General features: G+C 66.1%; 15 protein-coding genes. 5 read left to right on the top strand and 10 right to left on the bottom strand.

Going from position 1 to position 18,049, the window contains the following annotated elements; genetic code table 11:
- Nucleotides 1-42 precede the first annotated feature (42 nt).
- The 4 genes from AC1MCD_RS00360 to AC1MCD_RS00345 all read right to left on the bottom strand — a co-directional run bounded on the left by AC1MCD_RS00360 (nucleotide 43) and on the right by AC1MCD_RS00345 (nucleotide 5,133).
- Nucleotides 43-840, bottom strand: coding sequence for an SDR family NAD(P)-dependent oxidoreductase (locus AC1MCD_RS00360; RefSeq protein ID WP_498674787.1), 798 nt, complete (start codon nucleotides 838-840; stop codon nucleotides 43-45).
- Nucleotides 833-2,701: a PEP-utilizing enzyme gene (locus AC1MCD_RS00355; protein WP_498674785.1), complete on the bottom strand. Its 1,869-nt coding sequence runs from the start codon at nucleotides 2,699-2,701 to the stop codon at nucleotides 833-835. The genes AC1MCD_RS00360 and AC1MCD_RS00355 overlap by 8 nt, the downstream gene beginning before the upstream one ends.
- A 69-nt stretch (nucleotides 2,702-2,770) precedes the next feature.
- Entirely contained in the window at nucleotides 2,771-3,850 is a 1,080-nt protein-coding gene (locus AC1MCD_RS00350) for a PEP/pyruvate-binding domain-containing protein (RefSeq protein WP_498674783.1), read from the bottom strand.
- A gap of 5 nt (nucleotides 3,851-3,855) precedes the next feature.
- The gene (locus AC1MCD_RS00345) at nucleotides 3,856-5,133 is read right to left on the bottom strand and encodes a cytochrome P450 (RefSeq protein WP_498674781.1); all 1,278 of its coding nucleotides are present in this window, start codon (nucleotides 5,131-5,133) and stop codon (nucleotides 3,856-3,858) included.
- Between the two features lie 269 nt (nucleotides 5,134-5,402).
- Here AC1MCD_RS00345 and AC1MCD_RS00340 point away from each other — a divergent pair, with 269 nt between their 5' ends.
- The 4 genes from AC1MCD_RS00340 to AC1MCD_RS00325 all read left to right on the top strand — a co-directional run bounded on the left by AC1MCD_RS00340 (nucleotide 5,403) and on the right by AC1MCD_RS00325 (nucleotide 10,037).
- Complete coding sequence (locus AC1MCD_RS00340) at nucleotides 5,403-6,608, top strand: MFS transporter (RefSeq protein ID WP_498674779.1); 1,206 nt, start codon at nucleotides 5,403-5,405, stop codon at nucleotides 6,606-6,608.
- A 107-nt stretch (nucleotides 6,609-6,715) separates the two neighbouring features.
- Nucleotides 6,716-7,807 (top strand): SDR family oxidoreductase, encoded by a 1,092-nt coding sequence (locus AC1MCD_RS00335; RefSeq protein WP_498674777.1) that lies wholly within the window; start codon nucleotides 6,716-6,718, stop codon nucleotides 7,805-7,807.
- Nucleotides 7,808-7,921: 114 nt separating this feature from the next.
- A complete protein-coding gene (locus AC1MCD_RS00330; RefSeq protein WP_498674775.1) occupies nucleotides 7,922-8,812 on the top strand; it encodes a helix-turn-helix transcriptional regulator in 891 nt (296 codons plus the stop codon).
- Between the two features lie 184 nt (nucleotides 8,813-8,996).
- Entirely contained in the window at nucleotides 8,997-10,037 is a 1,041-nt protein-coding gene (locus tag AC1MCD_RS00325; RefSeq protein ID WP_498674774.1) for an NAD(P)-dependent alcohol dehydrogenase, read from the top strand.
- Between the two features lie 92 nt (nucleotides 10,038-10,129).
- On the opposite strand, the gene AC1MCD_RS00320 is transcribed toward AC1MCD_RS00325, so the two are convergent.
- A complete protein-coding gene (locus AC1MCD_RS00320) occupies nucleotides 10,130-10,924 on the bottom strand; it encodes an IclR family transcriptional regulator (RefSeq protein ID WP_498674769.1) in 795 nt (264 codons plus the stop codon).
- A gap of 47 nt (nucleotides 10,925-10,971) precedes the next feature.
- Nucleotides 10,972-11,682, bottom strand: a complete 711-nt coding sequence (locus AC1MCD_RS00315) for an HD domain-containing protein (RefSeq protein ID WP_498674767.1) — start codon at nucleotides 11,680-11,682, stop codon at nucleotides 10,972-10,974.
- A 230-nt stretch (nucleotides 11,683-11,912) separates the two neighbouring features.
- Between AC1MCD_RS00315 and AC1MCD_RS00310 the strand changes: the two genes are divergently transcribed.
- On the top strand, nucleotides 11,913-12,134 hold the full coding sequence (locus AC1MCD_RS00310) for a hypothetical protein (RefSeq protein WP_498674766.1): 222 nt from the start codon (nucleotides 11,913-11,915) through the stop codon (nucleotides 12,132-12,134).
- Between the two features lie 85 nt (nucleotides 12,135-12,219).
- Here the strand turns inward: AC1MCD_RS00310 and AC1MCD_RS00305 are convergent, their stop codons facing one another.
- The 4 genes from AC1MCD_RS00305 to AC1MCD_RS00290 form a co-directional block, all read right to left on the bottom strand.
- Complete coding sequence (locus AC1MCD_RS00305) at nucleotides 12,220-13,995, bottom strand: acetyl/propionyl/methylcrotonyl-CoA carboxylase subunit alpha (RefSeq protein WP_498674764.1); 1,776 nt, start codon at nucleotides 13,993-13,995, stop codon at nucleotides 12,220-12,222.
- A 7-nt stretch (nucleotides 13,996-14,002) separates the two neighbouring features.
- The gene (locus AC1MCD_RS00300) at nucleotides 14,003-15,733 is read right to left on the bottom strand and encodes a 5-oxoprolinase subunit B/C family protein (RefSeq protein WP_498674762.1); all 1,731 of its coding nucleotides are present in this window, start codon (nucleotides 15,731-15,733) and stop codon (nucleotides 14,003-14,005) included.
- 19 nt (nucleotides 15,734-15,752) lie between these two features.
- Nucleotides 15,753-17,102: an MFS transporter gene (locus AC1MCD_RS00295; protein ID WP_498674760.1), complete on the bottom strand. Its 1,350-nt coding sequence runs from the start codon at nucleotides 17,100-17,102 to the stop codon at nucleotides 15,753-15,755.
- Nucleotides 17,103-17,200: 98 nt separating this feature from the next.
- The gene (locus tag AC1MCD_RS00290; protein WP_498674758.1) at nucleotides 17,201-17,959 is read right to left on the bottom strand and encodes a LamB/YcsF family protein; all 759 of its coding nucleotides are present in this window, start codon (nucleotides 17,957-17,959) and stop codon (nucleotides 17,201-17,203) included.
- Between the last annotated feature and the right edge of the window lie 90 nt (nucleotides 17,960-18,049).

Raw genomic sequence — 18,049 nt, 5'->3', positions numbered from 1 at the left:
GAAGTTGATTGGGGTGGAGTGGATGGTCAGCCGGACAGCGAGTCAGATGAACTGCCGACCGCCGTCCACCACCATGGTCTGGCCCGTGTAATACGAGCTGTCCGGTCCGGCGAGGAAGAGCGCGGCTCCCACGATGTCCTCAGGCTGGCTGGCCCGCTTGATGGCGCCGCGGTCCACACCGTAGTTTTCGGCATTTTCCATCAGCCCGTAGCTGGCCTCTGTCAGGGTGAAGCCGGGGGCGATCGCGTTGACCGTGATCCCCCGGCGGCCCAGTTCCTTGGCCATGACCCGGGTCATGGCCACCACGCCGCCCTTGGAGGCAACGTAGTGCAGCCACTGCTCCGAACCGCTGAAAATCGTGGCGCTGGAGAGGTTGATGACGCGTCCGCCCTCGGGCAGGTACGGACTCGCGGCGCGAGTCATCAGCCAAGGCCCCTTGAGATTCACGTTCATCACCAGGTCCCATTCGGCCGGATCGATGTCCTCGAACGGGGTGCGGGTCACGGTCGCGTACACCGCGGCGTTGTTAAGGACGACGTCGATGCTTCCGTTACCGAAGTCCGCGCAGCTCTTCGCGAGGTTCTCTGTGGACTCCACACTGGTCACGTCCGCGGCGAAGGCAGCAGCTTCTGCGCCGAGCTCGCGGACCAGCTTCGCCGTCTGCTCGGCACCTTCGAGGTTGATATCGGCCACCGCCACGCGGTACCCCCGGCCGGCGAAGCCGAGCGCGAACGCCCGGCCCAGCCCGCCGGCGGCACCGGTGATCAGGACGGTCCGGTTCGTGACCGCGTCCATGCCCCCGGCTGCATATTCTTCACTCGGCATATTCAGCTCAGACATGGCTGTGGCTGTGGGCGCCGGGGCCGGTCACCACCAGGTCCTCCTCGGCGTCGAGGATCTGGACCGTGCCCTTCGTCCCGTCAACGCGCAGCCGCTGGCCGGTCTTGATGGTGGTGGACGCGGAACCTGTGCCGGTTACGGCAGGGAGTCCATACTCGCGGCAGACAATTGCGGCGTGGCTCATCATGCCGCCGATGTCCGTGACCGTGGCCTTTATCTTGCCGAAGATCGGTCCCCAGGACGGTGCCGTCACGGTAGCCACGAGGATCTCGCCCTGCTGGATTTCGGAGAGCTGATCGGCGTCGGTGACCACGCGTGCCAGGCCTTCCACCACACCGGGGGACGCGGCCATGCCGCGGAGTCCGCCGCCTTCCACCTCTTCGCCGGCACCCAGCCACTGCTGGACCTGCTCGGTGGTGATGCCCCAGAGCATCCGGGTGAAGGGTTCGGTGATGATTTCCGGCGGAGTGTTCAGTGCCGGTGCGGGACGGGCGGTCTTGAGTGCGTCCACGATGCCGCGGCGCCGTTCGATCTCCTCCGGCCAGTAGTCGGGGCCGATGGGCTTGGCACCAACCCCCCAGCCGGTGACCAGGTCAAAGAGTGCGTCGCGGACCTCGTTGCGGCCCAGGTAGAGCAGGTCGTCCGGTTCGGTCCAGAAGCCCTCGGCCTGCATCATCCGGGACAGTTCACGGATCTTGCGCCAGAAGACGCCCATGGTCCAGTGCTCGATGTAGAAGTTGTGGTTCTCCACGTACGGGTAGGCCGTGGCGGCGAGGCCGCGCTTGGCGTCGAACAGCGCCTGGTTTTCGCCTTCGAGCAGGTCGCGGTATTCCTCGATGATGCGGTCGCGTTCAGCGATGAGGGCTTCGACGGGACGCATGATTTCCTGGCCCTCGTCCACCCGGCGGATGTAGTCCGCGATGTAGCCGAGCGGGATTTCCTGGTGCTCGTTCCAGTACTTGTCGTGGCCGTAGAAGCCGTTGCCCACGGTGAAGTTGAACCACGGATCCTTGGCACCTTCGTACTGGGCGATCCAGCGGTCGCCGCCGGGAGCCGAAGCGAGGGCACCCAAGGTGGCATCGACGTCGTCCGTGTTCCCGAAGTACGCCTGCAGCCCCAGTTCCACGGCGAGCTTGGCGAGCCCCTTGAGCTCGTCGTCCGGGCGGAAGAGTTCCATGTCCACGCCCTGCACCATGGTGGCGATGGACTGGTCGGGGACGTTGGGGAAGACCTGCTTGCAGAAGTTGAAGAAGTCCAGGTAGGCGATGTAGCCGAGGTTCAGGAATTCGAAGTGGTACTGCCAGTTCTGGTAGGCGAGCTGGATGAGGCGGTCGTAGCTTTCGAGCAGCTTCTCGGACCCGTCCTTGCCCTTGCCGGAGGTGATGTCCTCCATCGGGACCATGTCAGGGAGCTTGGGGAAGGAGATGGTCTCCATCTCCTCGATGGTGCCCTTGACTTTGACGTGCCAGTCCTTGAGCAGCTGCTCCCAGTTCTGGAAGTAGTGGCCCACCCGCTGCTCGAAAAGCGGAACACGGGCGGCGATCTGGTCCTCCGGCACCGGGATGGGCGACATGTAGAGGTAGCCGAGGTGGATGCGGAACTCGATGCCGTTGGCGTTGGGGATCATCAGGTGCCGGGCGTTGTACTGGCCCAGGCACTTCACCGCGAACTCGCCGCCGATGGTCTCAAAGGGCTTGAACACGGTGGGCCAGTGCTGGCTGTCGCAGAACCAGAACTTGGCGTCCTCCTGCTCCTTCAGCTTGTCCTGGAAGACCAGATAGTACGGGTAGATCTTTTCCCAGCCCTCGGCGCCGGCGGGGACCGTGAGCTCGGAGGGTTTGGGGAAGGACTTCTGGGACATGGCGGTCCTTTCAAGAGGGCTCAACGGTGAGCCTTGGTTGGGAAAACGGACTGACAGTATTTCGGGAAGCTAAACGGCCTGTTTGGGAACGGTGGCGCTGAAACCACTGAAGAAACCGCCGGAGACGACCGGCTGAGGGGCGGTTTGCGGGGCCGGTTTGGAGGAGTGGACGGTCTCCGGCCGGGACTGCAGCAGCAGCAGGTTTTCGCCGTCCGGCAGATCCGCATCAAGTGCCCATTCGATGTCCTGCGGGCACTTGTAATGCTTTTCAGCCCGCTTGGCCATCTGCGCGACGGCGGTGAGTTCCGCATCGGTGAGGCTGCGGCGGCCGCGGCGTTCGTCGTCGACCTCCCGTTCCACGAGGCGCTTGGCGCCCGTGTCCGGAACGAGTTCGGCGTGCTTGTCGCCGAGGTGTTCAGTGACGACGGCGAGCGTGACTTTATCCAGCACGATGTTGTCCGGGGTGACCTGGCCGGAAACCACCATCTCCCCCACCCCGTAGGAGGAATCGATGGTGATTTTGGAACGGTCCCCGTTGGTGGGATCCATGGTGATGGCAACGCCGGAGACCCGGGAGTTGACCATCTTCTGTACAACGACCGCCATAGAGAGGCCCTCGTTGGGGATGTTGTTTTTGAGCCGGTAGATGATGGCCCGGGAGGTGAAGAGCGAGGCCCAGCACTGGCGGATGTGCTCGGTGACTGCCTTCACGCCGTCGAGCCAGAGGTAGGTGTCCTGCTGGCCGGCGAAGGAGGCGTCCGGCAGGTCTTCCGCGGTCGCGCTGGAGCGGACGGCCACCGGAACGGGTGCGTCGAAGCGGCTCATCAGCGACTCGTAGGCGGTGATGGTGAGCTCACGCATGGCCTGCGGGACGGGACGGGAGCAGATGTCCTCGCGGATGGTGGCCGATACCTTGTCCACCTGCGTCATGTCCTCGGGGTCGAGGCCGGCAAGGAGCCGGTGGGTTTCCTCGGTTATTCCGGCTTCGTGCATAAACGCGTCGAACTGCGCGGTGGTGACCACAAAGCCGGGCGGAACGGGCATGCCGGCGAAGGTCATGGTGACCAGGGACGCGCCCTTGCCGCCGAGGTTTTCAAGCTTCGGCTCGATGCCGCCGTCGAAGAACTGAATGTATTCGTTGCTTTGCATGGTGGTTATGCCTTCCAGCTGACAGGAACGGTCTCGGGGACGCGGAAGGAGAGGTTTTCGCGGAAGGCGATGCCGTCCGGGTCCTCGAGCTGCAGCTCAGGGGCGAGCCGGGCCACTTCCTCGAGCGCGATTTTGGCCTGGAGCTTGGCGAGCATGTTGCCCAGGCAGTAATGGATGCCGAAGCCGAAGGAGAGGTGCTCGCGGGCGTTGGGGCGGGCGATGTCGAAGTCCTCGCCCGCTTCGAACTTGCTCTCGTCGCGGTTGGCCGAGCCCATCAGGAGCAGCAGCTGGGAGCCTTCCTTGATGGCGACTCCGCCCACTTCCGTGTCTTTCAGGGCCTTGCGGCGCCAGCCGACAATGGAGCCGGCGAAACGGAGGACTTCGTCGATCGCGGCGGGGATCTTCTTGGGATCCGCCACCAGCTGCTGCCACTGTTCGGGGCGGGCCAGGAGCTCGCGCAGGGCGTTGGAGATCAGGGTGGTGGTGGTCTCGTGGCCGGCGAAGAGCAGGCTGTAGAGGACGGAGGCGATCTCGTGGTCGGAGATCTCGGCGCCCTCCTGCTGGGCCTTGACGAGGTCGCCGGTGAGGTTGTCGCCGCCCTGTTCGTGGGCCACCTTGACCAGTCGGAGGCATTCCTGCCAGTACTCCACCAGGTTGTGGGCGTGCGGGATCTGTTCCTCATCACTCAGGTCGCCCCAGGTCATGGCGGCGCGGGAATCGGACCAACGCTTGAAGGTGTCCACCTGGGAGACGTCCGCGCCGATGAGGGTCAGGATGGTGATGGTGGGGACGTCGTAGGCAAGGTCCTTGACCAGGTCGCCGCGGCGCTCTTCACGTGAGAGCATCTTTTCGAGCAGTTTGACGACATTTTCCCTGATGAAGGGCTCAAGCGCCTTATAGCGGCGGGGCGTGAACGCCTTCTGGACCACGGCGCGGATGCGGGTGTGCTCCGGCGGGCGGCGGGCGGACAGGCCCGAGTAGGCGGTAAAGCCGCCCTCTTCCATGATCTTCTTCGCGTCGGCGCCGCGTTCACGGACGGGCGCCTGGGCGTTTTCGCTGGAGAAGGTTTCCCAGTCCTCGAAGACGGCCTTGATGTCGTCATAGCGGGAGACAACGTACAGTCCTACGCGCTCGTCGAACATGACGGGCTGCTCGGTCCGCAGCTCGGCGTAGGCGGTGAAGGGATCCTTCATCTGGAAGGGCTCGTAGCCGTGGTGCCCGGCGGGGGCTTCGGCGCCGTACCCGAAAGGACAGCGTCCAGCCGTTTCTGTCGACGATGACATCTTGACTCCTGGTGACTTGGTTCCGCCCGGCACCTGTTGGGGGTGGCGGGCTTCTTAGGCTCCAGTGTGGTCCACATCACCGGCGGGCAGAAGCTCCGGCTTCCACTGGATGGAAGCGAACTGCTGCGGGCTTGCTGGCGCTCCGGCCGGCATACGGTATGTTGACGGCAAATGAAACGCCTAGTCAGAGGCTCCTTTGCTCTGACAGGGCGGAATCGGACGGGCGCAACGGACGCTCTTTACCTCCCCGAAGGATGGAAGAACGCACGATGCCCGCTGCAACCAGAAATGCGTCGGACCGCCCCGTGAGGTTCGGCTTCGCCTTCATCGGCCTCCTGCTCATCGCAGTCAACCTTCGGGTGTCCTTTGTCAGTGTGGGACCGGTGCTCGCAAACATCAGCGCCGACCTTGAGTTGTCCGGTGCCGCAGCAGGGTTCCTCACGGGGCTTCCGCTCATTGCTTTTGCAGTGTTCTCACCGGTGGCGCCCGCCTTCGCGGCCCGGCTGGGTCTCGACCGGGCTCTGTGGATGTCCCTGCTGTTCCTCGCCTCGGGCATCGTGCTTCGCTCCTTACCCGTGCCCGGCTTCATTTGGGCGGGCACCGCACTGATCGGCCTGGCTATTGCGTTTCTCAATGTCCTGGTGCCGTCCCTCGTCAAGCGGGACTTCCCGATGAGGGTCAGTCAGGTCACCGGAAGCTACACCGCCACACAGGCGGCCTTCGCCGCGATCGGGGCCGCCGTCGTCGTTCCTGTGGCGCAAACGTCGCCGGCGGGATGGCGGCTGGCCCTGGGAATCTGGGTGGGACTGGCCCTCATCGCCATGGCGGTGCTTTTGCCGTGGCTGCGCCGGCATACGTTAGGCACTGCACACGCTGCCAGGCCGGACATCGCCTACCGGTCGCCCTGGACCTCAGCCCTGGGCTGGCAGGTGACGATCTTCATGGGACTGCAATCGATCGCCTTCTACGTCCTCATGGCGTGGCTGCCCACCATCGAACTAAGCCGCGGGGTCCCTGCCACTACCGCAGGCATCCATCTGTCCGTCTTCCTGCTCATCAGCGTGTTCGCCAGCCTCGCCGCAGGGGGAATCCTTCACCGGGGCTCGGACCAACGGCTCGTATCCTTCACGAGCGGGGCTCTTGCGTGTGTGACGTTTCTCGGGCTGGCACTTGCGCCGGACCTCGTACTGCTGTGGGTCGTCCTGGGGGCAATCGGGTGCGGGGGCCTGATCGTCATCGCCCTGTCACTGTTCAGCCTCCGGACCGTTAATTACCCGCAAGCTGCGTCATTGTCCGGCATGGCCCAATCTGTTGGCTACGGTCTGGCCGCGGTGGGGCCCGTGATGTTCGGCGGTCTTCGCGACCTGAGCGGAGACTGGACGCTTCCGCTCCTCGTCACCGCAGGCCTCATGGCGATTCTCGCCGGGACGGGCGTCCTTGCCGGGCGTGACCGGGTGATCAGCGGCTCGGCCTGACCTCATCCTCGCCATCGGAGCGGGCGTGCCTGTAGCATCCGGGGATGCCATGTCCCGACAGCCCGGACGACACGCAGACACAGCAGCACACACCAGGAGGAGCGTCAATGACCAAAGGCACAGGAACAGCAACGGGCACTCAGCGGACGGCTCTCGTGGTGGGCGCCACCGGCATCGCCGGCTCCGCCCTCGTTGATCGCTTGGCAGGCGAGGGCTGGGCTGTCCTTGCCCTGTCACGCAGGCCAGGAGCGGAGCGCCCCGGGGTTCGATGGCTCTCCGCCGACCTCACCTCGGCTGCATCGCTGACCAGTGTGCTCGGGCCGGAGAATCCCTCGCACGTGTTCTTCACTGCCTGGTCACGGCGTGACACCGAGGAGGAGAACATCACCGTCAACGCCGGCATGGTCCGCGATCTCCTCGCCGCACTACGGGGCAAGGACGTAGCCCACGTTGCCCTGATGACCGGGCTCAAGCACTACCTCGGACCGTTCGAAGCGTACGCAGCCGGAAAGATGGCCGATACGCCCTTCCACGAGGAGGAGCCGCGCCTTCCGGTGCCGAACTTCTATTACGCCCAGGAGGATGAGCTCTGGGCCGCGGCCGCGGAGCAAGGGTTCACGTGGTCTGTGCATCGCGCGCACACGGTGATCGGGCACGCAGTGGGCAATGCCATGAACATGGGTCTCACACTCGCAGCCCAAGCAACCCTTTGCCGGGAGAGCGGCGAGCCATTCGTCTTTCCCGGATCCGAGACGCAATGGAACGGGCTGACTGACATGACGGAAGCAGGCCTGCTCGCCGAGCACATGCTCTGGGCATCCACCACACGGCAGGCCGCGAACGAGGCATTCAACATCGTCAACGGCGATGTGTTCCGCTGGCGCTGGATGTGGCCCAAGCTCGCGGCCTACTTCGGCGTGGAATGGGAAGGGTACGAGGCGGAGCCCCGTCCCCTCGAGCAGTCCATGGCCGGCCGGGAGGACCAGTGGCGCGAGCTTGCCGGGCGCTATAACCTCAGCGAGCCGGACTTGAGTCGGGTGGCATCCTGGTGGCACACGGACGGCGACCTGGGGCGCGGCATTGAGGTGGTGACCGACATGGGCAAGAGCCGGGATGCCGGGTTCACCGGCTACAGACGGACGCTGGACGCCTTCATCGCTCTCTTCGACCGCTACCGGGCCGACAACCTCATTCCCTGATCGCGACGCTGCCCGAATAGATGGCTCAGGCGTAGCCGGCCCAACCGGAAGCTGCCCAAACAGGCCCCCACAGAACCTCCCACCCCGCCCGGGATTCGCCGTAACGTAAACGGTATGGATAACCGAGCAGAGGTACGGCAGTTCCTGTCCTCACGGCGCGCGCGCATCACCCCGGAGCAGGCCGGTCTGGAGCAGTACGGCGGCCGGCGCCGGGTGCCCGGACTGCGGCGGGAGGAAGTCGCCCGTCTGGCCGGTGTAAGCGTCGAGTACTACACCCGGCTGGAACGCGGAAACCTTGCCGGCGTATCGGACAGTGTCCTCGATGCGATCGCCCGTGCTCTCGAACTGGACCGCGCGGAGCACGATCACCTCTACGACCTGGCACGCACGGCCGCCACCTCAGGCCGCAAGCGCAGTCCCGCGAGCGCCACGGCACACAGTGTGCGCCCCGTTCTGCAGCACCTGCTGGACGCCATCACCGGCGCGCCTGCGATCATCGGCAACAACCGCCTGGACATCATCGCCGCCAACACCTTGGGTTATGCCCTGTACGCCGACATGTACCGCGGTCCAGCGAGGCCGGCAAACCACTCACGGTTCATCTTCCTGGACCCGCGGTCGCACAACTTCTATACAGACTGGAACAGCGCGGCCAGCGCCAACGTGGCCATCCTCCGCCGCGAAGCGGGGCGCAATCCGCACGACAAAGGCATCGCCGAACTCGTGGGCGAACTGTCCATGCGCAGCGACGACTTCCGCACCCGCTGGGCGGCACACAACGTCCGGCGGCACTACTCCGGCACCAAGGTTTTCCAGCACTCTGTGGTCGGCCTCCTTGAACTGGACTACCAGGTCCTGGGGCTGGACGAGGACCCCGGCCACACCCTGACGGTTTACCCCGCCGTCCCGGGCAGCCCCGCAGAGGAAGCACTCAAGCTCCTTGCCTCCTGGGCCGCAACGGAAAATCTCGTGCAGACAGCACAAACAGCTACCCGGAGCCGCTAACGGTTCAAAGCCCACAACGGCAAGATTCCCAGGGAGGCCCTGCCAGTACCCCTCAAGGCAGAGCCTCCCTCAGGATTGCCGGATGCGCTTTGATTGAATAGTGCCCGCTGGGTGCCACGCACCCACGGCCAAGAACTTCAGCAGCTGCACCCAATGCTGTCTGCCCCTCTCAATAGGAGAAATATTGCTTATCGCTAACGCCTACGCCGCCCCGTCCGCTGACGAAGACCTGGTGCCAACCACCATCGAACGCCGCGACGTCGGCGCCCACGATGTGCTGATCGAGATCAAGTTCGCCGGCATCTGCCACTCGGACATCCACACCGTCCGCGGCGACTGGGGCCCGCAGCAGTACCCACTGGTCCCCGGCCACGAGATTGCCGGCATCGTCACCGAGGTTGGCTCCGCCGTCAGCAAGCATTCCGTCGGCGATCGTGTCGGCGTCGGCTGCATGGTCAACTCCTGCGGCGAATGCGCCAACTGCCAGGCAGGCGAGGAACAGTACTGCCTCAAGGGCAACACCGGCACCTACGGCGCCGTGGACCGCGACGGCACCATCACCCAGGGCGGTTACTCCACCCACGTTGTGGTCACCGAGGACTTCGTGGTCACCATCCCTGAAGGCATAGAGCTCGACGCCGCCGCTCCCCTTCTGTGCGCGGGCATCACCACGTACTCCCCCTTGCGGCACTGGGGCGCAGGTCCCGGGAAGAAGGTCGCCGTCGTCGGCCTCGGCGGACTCGGCCACATGGGCGTCAAGCTCGCCCACGCCATGGGCGCCGAGGTCACCGTGCTCTCGCAGTCGCTCAAAAAGCAGGAAGACGGCCTGAAGCTGGGCGCGGACCACTACTACGCCACCAGCGACGAGACCACCTTCGCGGATCTTGCCGGCAGCTTTGACCTGATCATCAACACCGTCAGCGCTTCGATCGACATCAGCTCCTACCTGCAGCTGCTGAAGCTCGACGGCGCGCTGGTCAACGTCGGCGCACCGGCCGAGCCGCTTCCCGTGAACGCGTTCGCGCTCATCGGCGGCCGCCGCTCCTTCGCCGGCTCCATGATCGGCGGCATCCGCGAGACCCAGGAGATGCTCAACTTCTGCGCGGAGCACAACCTCGGCGCCGAGATCGAGGTCATCCCGGCAAGCAAGATCAACGACGCCTACGAGCGCGTCCTGGCCTCGGACGTGCGGTACCGCTTCGTGATCGACACGTCGACGCTCTAGCCGTTACCGACGCTTCAACAGCTAAGAAAGGCAGCCCCCGGACCGTAGTCCGGGGGCTGCCTTTGTGTTTCCTGGCACGGCATGCGCGAGCGTCAGGTCCGCGGCCCGCGGTGCACGCCGATCAGCGTCTCCAGCGGGATCCGCGCGGTGGCCCGCTCGATCTGGGCCGAGATCCCCTTGAGGACGGGGAGGTGCCGGGTCATGGTTGAAGCGTGCGACGTCGGCAGCACCAGCCCGAGGCCGGCGCCGATCCTGCCCGTATGAAACACCGGGACGGCGATGGAACACGAACCCAGCCGCACCTCCTCCAAGGTGGTGGCATAACCCTGTGCCCGGATCTGGCCCAGCTCCTCGGCAAACTTCCGGGGGTCGATGTGGGTGTGCGCGGTGGGCCGTTCGAGATCCCGGTTCAGGTAGGCGTCGCGGACCCAGTCGTCCTCGAACGCGAGAATGACCTTCCCGACGGCGGTGGCGTGCATCGGGAGGCGGCCTCCTACGCGGGAGGCCCGGGGAACACGTTTGGAGCCGTAGACCCGGTCAATGTAGAGGACTTCGTGCCCGGCCCGGACCGCCAGGTGCGCGGTCTCACCGGTCAGGGAGAACAGGTCCTGCACGTACGGCTGGGCAGCGTCGCGCAGCTGGCGTCCGGTGTTCTGAGCGAGCTCCCACAGCCGGATGCCCAGCTGGTAGCGGCCGTTTGGCTCGCGCGAGAGGAAGCCCCAGTCCGTCAGTTCGTTGACCAGGCGGTGCGTCGTGCTGAGCGGCAACCCGGATTTCTCGGCAATGTCCGTCAGGCTCAGGGCACCGCGGGAGGTTTCGAAGGCCTCCAGAATAGCCAGCACCTTGGACGTCACGGTGCGTCCGGGCTCGCGGCTGCCGCCGGCCATGGTGACCTCCTCGTTCCGGACGCGCCTGTCAGTGTCCGGATTCGAGTCTAGATGCGTGTCAGGCTTTCGTCCCCGCCCGCGTTGAGCAGCCGCTGGCGCTGCGGCCACAGGGTGACCGATTCCAGCGCCGACAGCGCCCGCGCCATGGCCTTCGCCTCATCGGTAAACAGATGGCCGTGCACGCGCTGGCTGCACAGCCGCAGCGCCTGCCCCCGGTCCAGGCCGAACCAGTCCATCACCGTATCAATGCCGTGCGGGCTGAGCCGCCAGGTTTTGTCCGCGTCCTTGACGATCGCGTCCTCGATCGAGAGCGCCTCGCGGCGGGAGTCGTGGCCGTCGATAATTTCCAGAATCGCCGGGACCTTCAGCGCGTCGTAGCTGCATTCCGCGAGGATTCCGGCGGCCAGCCGGGCGCCCTCCTTCTCGTGCAGCAGGACGAGGTCCGCCCTGCCGCCGCCGGGTGCGATCGCCTGCAGGACCTCCGACGGCGGCACCTGGGACCAGCCGATGTCGTGCAGCATGATCGCGGGAAGCACGACGGCGGCATCCGCTTCCGGGTACGCGTCCAGCAGTGCGCTGGCCAGTCCGAAGGCGTAGAGAGTGTGGGCGTCATTGTTGCGCACACGAAGCAAAGGGGCCGCGAATTCCCACAGGGCAGCGAGATGTGGAGCCAGGGCGATCACTCCGTCAGGCTCCGCCTCGATACTTGCCGAGACATCCTGTCCAAAGCGGTTGGCCGTTGCCTGCAACTTCGTCATGCTGCAACCCTGTTCCGTCGAGGGCTCGGTGGCAACCACAGCTGCCACTCAGCGGAAGCCCTTTGAAGGTCACGTGCAGTACAAAAAAATCACTCGAAAGACTCCACGGGCGCCTGCGCCTGAGATAGCGTAGCCACTATGGCGCCAGGGCACTCTGGGCGCCATAGCAATCCGAAGCAATGTAGCCCACGGATAGTCGACTGTAAGGTTCGTTCGAGCAAGGGATGATCATGGCCGTTTCAATTGAGCTAGGCAAGAAACTCGACAAAGACTACGAGGGCAAGAGCCTGAAGGAAATTCTTGACGCCCCGCCGTCAGCGCTGGCCGGCCTGACAGACAAGCATGCTGAACTTCTCGCAGGAATGGGCATCAAGACCGTCCGCGACCTCGGCAGCAACAAGTACTTTGCAGTGGCAGGCGTCCTCGTGGCCTTGTCCAACCACACCGACTAAGGCCTTCAACAACAAGCAGGAGTCCGGCCGGATCACGATTTCCGGCCGGACCTTCCTGTTCGCGGAGCCGCGGCCGCAGACCCCTCTATCCGATCAGCGCCAGCACGGCCCCCGCGCCGACAACACCGCCGGCCTCGGCCCTGATCCCGCTCAACTTCCCGCCCCGGTGCGCGGCCACCTGGGTTTCCATCTTCATCGCTTCAAGAACGACCACCGGATCCCCGGCAGCCACTTCGGCGCCCGGCTCGACCAGCCACTTCACTACTGTTCCGGCCATGTCCGCCCGCAGCTCACCGGGATCGGCGGCACCCGCCGCAGCGGCGCCATCGTACTCCCCTGCCGGGGAATCGCCGGCAAGGGAAACGCCCGCCGAAACGCCGGCACCCGAACGCGCCCAGCCATCCAACAAGGACGCGGGAAGACCGACGGCGAGGCGCCGGCCATCGACGTCAACGGTGATGGTGCGGCGCGCACCGTCCGGAACGGACGTGCCGAACTCCGGATCCGCCGCGATGGAATCCGCGAAGTCTGTCTCAATCCAGCGCGTGTGGATCCCCAAAGCGGTTTCGGAGGTAAAGTCCGGCGCCTGGACCACGGCGCGGTGGAACGGCAGGACGGTGGCCACGCCGGTGATCTCCATTTCGGCGAGGGCGCGACGGGCACGGCGAAGAGCCTGTTGCCGGTCGGCGCCGGTCACGATCAGCTTCGCCAGCAGCGAATCGAACTGCGGCGCCACGATGGAACCGGCGCGGACGCCCGAGTCCAGCCGGATGCCCGGACCCGTGGGGCCGCTGAACGTGGTGACGGTCCCCGGCGAGGGCAGGAAGCCCCGGCCCACGTCCTCGGCGTTCAGGCGGAATTCGAACGAATGCCCGCGAGGTTCGGGGTCGGAGCTGAAGCGCAAATGCTCGCCCGCGGCGATCCGGAACTGCTCCTGCACCAGGTCCACCCCGGTGGTCTCCTCGGTGATGGGATGCTCCACCTGCAGGCGGGTGTTCACCTCGAGGAAGGCGACAGTGCCGTCGGCCGCCACCAGGAATTCGACCGTCCCGGCCCCCGAGTAGGAGGCTTCGCGGCACACTGCCTTGGCGGCGTCGTAAATCTGCCGGGTCTGCTCATCGGTCAGGAAGGGTGCGGGCGCCTCCTCCACCAGCTTCTGGTGTCGGCGCTGCAGCGAGCAGTCGCGCGTTCCCACCACCACAACGTTGCCGTGCTGGTCCGCCAGGACCTGCGCCTCCACGTGCCGGGGCCGGTCAAGGTACCGCTCCACAAAGCACTCGCCGCGGCCGAAAGCCACCACTGCTTCGCGGACCGCAGAGTCGAAGGACTCCTCGATCTGGTCCATCTCGCGGACCACTTTCAGCCCGCGCCCTCCTCCGCCGAAGGCCGCCTTGATGGCAATCGGCAGGCCGTGCTCTTCGGCAAACGCGCGCGCCTCGGCTGCTGAGGCCACAGGACCGTCGCTGCCGGCCACCAGCGGGGCGCCGGCGCGCACGGCGATTTCGCGCGCGGTGATCTTGTTGCCCAACTGCCGGATGGCCTCCGGGGCGGGGCCGATCCAGGTAAGGCCGGCGTCGAGGACGGCCTGGGCAAACTCGGCGTTCTCGGACAGGAAGCCGTAGCCGGGGTGGACCGCGTCCGCCCCGGATTTCGCCGCCACGCGCAGCAGGTTGGCAATATCCAGGTACGTTTCCGACGGCGCGTTGCCGCCCAGGCTGTAGGCCTCGCTGGCGGCGGAAACGTGCATGGCGTCGGCATCCACGTCCGCATAGACGGCCACGGACTCCAGGCCGGCGTCCTCGCAGGCACGGGCGATGCGGACGGCGATTTCTCCGCGGTTGGCGATCAGGACCTTGCGCATCAGTTACTCACTTCGTCTGGGAATCTTTTGTCTGGAAGTCTTTTGCCTGGGAGACATCGGGGGAAGCGTTGGCGGGCAGCCCGTAGCCTGGCGCCCAGCGGAAGCGGATGGAGCCGCCGATCGGGATCTGGGCGGCGAGGTCAAGCTGATGGTCCACCACCACGCCGATCACGGGGTAGCCACCGGTAATGGGGTGGTCGGCAAGGAACAACACGGGCTGGCCCTCCGGCGGAATCTGGAGCGCGCCGGCCATCGTCCCCTCACTGGCCAACTCGCCGTCCCGGCTCCGGCTCAGCGGCTCTCCGTCCAGGCGCATGCCCACCCGGTTCGAGCGGGGCGTCACCAACCAGTCCTGGGCGCAGAGTGATTCCAGCGCGGCCGCGTCGAACCAGTCATCGCGGGGCCCTGGCACTATATCCAGGACCGTCACGCCGGCATCCGGGAACTCCGGCTGCAGCTCCGGATTGCCCACCACGCTGGAAGACGTGGCCACACCGGCGGCCAGCAACTGACCGGGGGCCAATGGCGCCGGCCCGATACCGGACATGGTGTCCGTGGACCGGCTGCCCAGCACCGCGTCGGCTGCCGCGCCGCCGCGGATGGCGAGGTAGCTGCGGAAACCGCGCTCGGGCGCGCCGATGGTCAGGATCTCGCCGTCCAGCAGGGCAAACGCGGTTGCCATGGGTACCTTGCGCACCTGCTCAGGCTGGTCCTCGTCGTCGTCCTCCGGACCGCCGTCACCGGAGGAAAAACCATTCGACGGCGTCACCGCAGTGAGTGCAGACGGCGCCCCCGTCACTGCCAAAACCTGGTCGCCCACGGCCTGCACGCGCAGCCCGCCGGCAACGGATTCGACGACGGCGGCTGACGGCTGGTTGCCCACGATCCGGTTCGCGCGGCGCAGGGAGGAGCGGTCCAGTGCGCCGGCGGCCGACACCCCAAGCCCGGCGTGGCCGGGACGGCCCAGGTCCTGGATCAGGCTCTGGAGGCCGGGCGACAGGATCCGCAGGCCGGACTGAATGTCTGCATCGGTGGCAGCCGGCGCTTCGGAACCGGAAGCCCCGGCCTCGGTCGCCGCAACTTCCACGAACTCCCGCACTGCACGGAACTGCACCCGGTCACCGGGCGCGGCCAGGGCAGGCTGCTCGCGGCCGAGGTCCCACATGTGGGCGGCGGTGCGGCCGATCAGCTGCCAGCCGCCCGGTGATTTCCGTGGATACACGGCCGAATAGTTGCCCGCCAGCGCCACGGATCCGGCGGGGACGGCGGTCCGCGGTGAACTCCGGCGCGGTACTTCCAGCGCCTGGTTCTCCCCCACCATGTAGCCGAAGCCCGGCGCGAAGCCGCCGAACGCCACTGTCCAGACCTGCCCGGTATGGGCGGCCACCACTCCCTCTGCCCCCAGGCCGGTGAGCCGCCCCACTTCGGCGAGGTCCTCGCCGTCGTACACGGTATCGATGGTGACCAGCTTCCCCTCGGCGTGGGACTGGACCGTCAGATCCAGCTCCAGCAGCAGCGAAGCCATCCGGCGCGCGGAGGTGGGCGAATCCGCCCTGACCATCACCGTTTCAGCGGCGGCCAGCACATCCACCTGGCCGGGCAGCGGCTGCTCCAGCAGCAGGGCCTGCAGGGCCAGCACGTCGTGGAGCCCGGAGAGTTCGGCGAGCACCGCCGTCGTACCTACCGGCCTGACGGCGAGCACGCGGGCTGCCGTGGCGGGGTTACTGACTGTTTCCATGGGGATCAGGCCGCGCCGCTCAGGCGTGGCTGCCCTGGGCGTTGTCGTGGAGCAGGCGAAGGTCCGCTTCCGGCTGCGGGTCGCGGCCCAGGCGCATGCCCACGATGGTAATGACGGCCGTCAGCGCGATGTAAATGGCGATCAGGTACCAGCCGCCGGACGCCGCGCCGTAGAGGGCGGTGAAGATCAGCGGGGCCACGGCGCCGCCAACAACGCCGGCCAGGGTGTAGGCCAGGGAGCTGCCGGCATAGCGGAGGCGGGCCGGGAACTGCTCGGTGATGAAGGCGGCCTGCGGGCCGTACATAAAGGCGTGCAGGGCCAGGCCGATCACCACGCCGATGGTCAGCATCACCACGGATTTGCCCTGGATCATCAGGAAGAACAGCGGAATGTAGAGGGCGGTTGCCGCCGCGGCAATGCCGTAGACCCAGCGCCGGTTGAAGCGGTCCGTGAGGGCGCCGGCTGCCGGGATCAGGAATAGCTGGAACGCTGAGCCGATGAGGATGGCGGCCAGCACGTTGCCCGTGGTCATGCCCAGTTCCTTGGTGGCGTAGACGGCCACGAAAACGGTGAACAGAGCGTAAAGGACGTCGGGGCAGAGACGGGATAGGGCTGCGGAGATCAGGGCCTTGGGTTCGGTGGTGAAGACTTCCTTGATCGGCGCCTTGGGACGGTCGCCGTGCGCCTGAATGGCCTTGAAAACCGGCGTTTCCTCAAGCCTGAGGCGGATCAGCAGGCCAAAGACCACCAGGATTGCCGAGGCGAGGAAGGCCACGCGCCAGCCCCAGGACAGGAAGGCTTCGGTGCTGAGGGAAGCGGCAAGGATGGCCAGGACGCCGTTGGCCATCAGGTTTCCGGCGGGCGGACCGATCTGGGCAGCGGAGGACCAGAAGCCGCGCTTGTTGGGGTCGCCGAATTCGCTGGACAGCAGCACCGCGCCGCCCCATTCGCCGCCGACGCCGATGCCCTGGGCCAGTCGCAGCAGCACCAGGATGACGGGGGCCGCGACGCCGATCACGGAGTAGTCCGGCAGCGCACCGATGAGGACGGTTGCGACGCCGATCAGCACCAGGGTGAACACGAGGACATACTTACGGCCCACCTTGTCGCCCAGGCGGCCGAAAATAACGCCGCCAATCGGCCGGGCAAGGTAGCCCACCGCGAAGGCGGAGAAGGAGAGGAGGAGCCCGACGAACTCATCGTTGGAGGGGAAGAAAATCTTGGGGAAGACCAACGCCGAGGCCACCGAATAGATGGCAAAGTCGTAGTACTCGAGCGAGGTGCCGGTGAGGCTGGCGACGTACGCCTTGAGGGCGCCGCGCGGCGGCTTCCTTGCCGCCGGCTTCGCTGCCTTGTTTGTGCTGGTCATGGGTTCCTCCGGGGTGAGGGTGGTGCGGGGTTTGGGTGGTGCAGAGGCCGGGTGCGGCCGTGAAATGGGGCCGGGTGGTTCCGGCTGGACGGTTCGAGCTAGGCGAACGGGCTGATGCCGATGCCGGCGTCGCCCAGAGCGGACTTCACTGCAGTGGCCATTTCCACGGCCCCGGGCGAGTCACCATGCACGCAGATGCTGTCTGCGCGGATTTTCAGGATGGAACCGTCGATGGTCCTGACCGACCCGTCGGTTGCCATCCTTAATACATGCTCCGCCACTTCGGCGGTGTCGTGAAGGACCGCGCCTTGGTGAGATCGGGAGACGAGCGTTCCATCGGGGTTGTAGGCACGGTCCGCGAACGCTTCGCTCACCGCCCGCAGGCCTGCCTTTTCTGCGAGCCGCAGGACTTCCGAGCCCGGCAGGCCCATGATCGGCAGGCTGGGGTCAACCGACTTCACGGCATCGACGACGGCCTGCGCCTGGGCGGTGTGCGTGACGATCGCGTTGTAGAGGCCGCCGTGCGGCTTTACGTACCGGACCCGGGCTCCCTCAACCGATGCGAGAGCCTGCAACGCCCCGATCTGGTACACGACGTCGTCGGCCAGTTCGCTCGGGCTGATGTCCAGGAAGCGGCGGCCAAAGCCGGCGAGGTCGCGGTAGCCCACGTGTGCGCCGATCACGACTCCCGCGGCCGCGGCGTCCCGGCAGGTGCGGCGGATGACGCTGGGATCGCCGGCGTGGAAGCCGCAGGCCACGTTCGCGCTGGAAACGGAGGCAAACATCGCCGCGTCATCGCCCAGGGTCCAGCGTCCGAAGGATTCGCCGACGTCGCTGTTCAGGTCGATGGTTGTCATTTGTGATCCCCGTCTCATTGAGTGGTCTAACTAGGATGCATTAAATTTAGCGATTGTTCAACAATCCTTCGATTCAATGATGTGACGATC

Source organism: Arthrobacter sp. BF1 (assembly GCF_056680215.1).
This window is presented reverse-complemented; position numbering and strand designations above follow the sequence as displayed.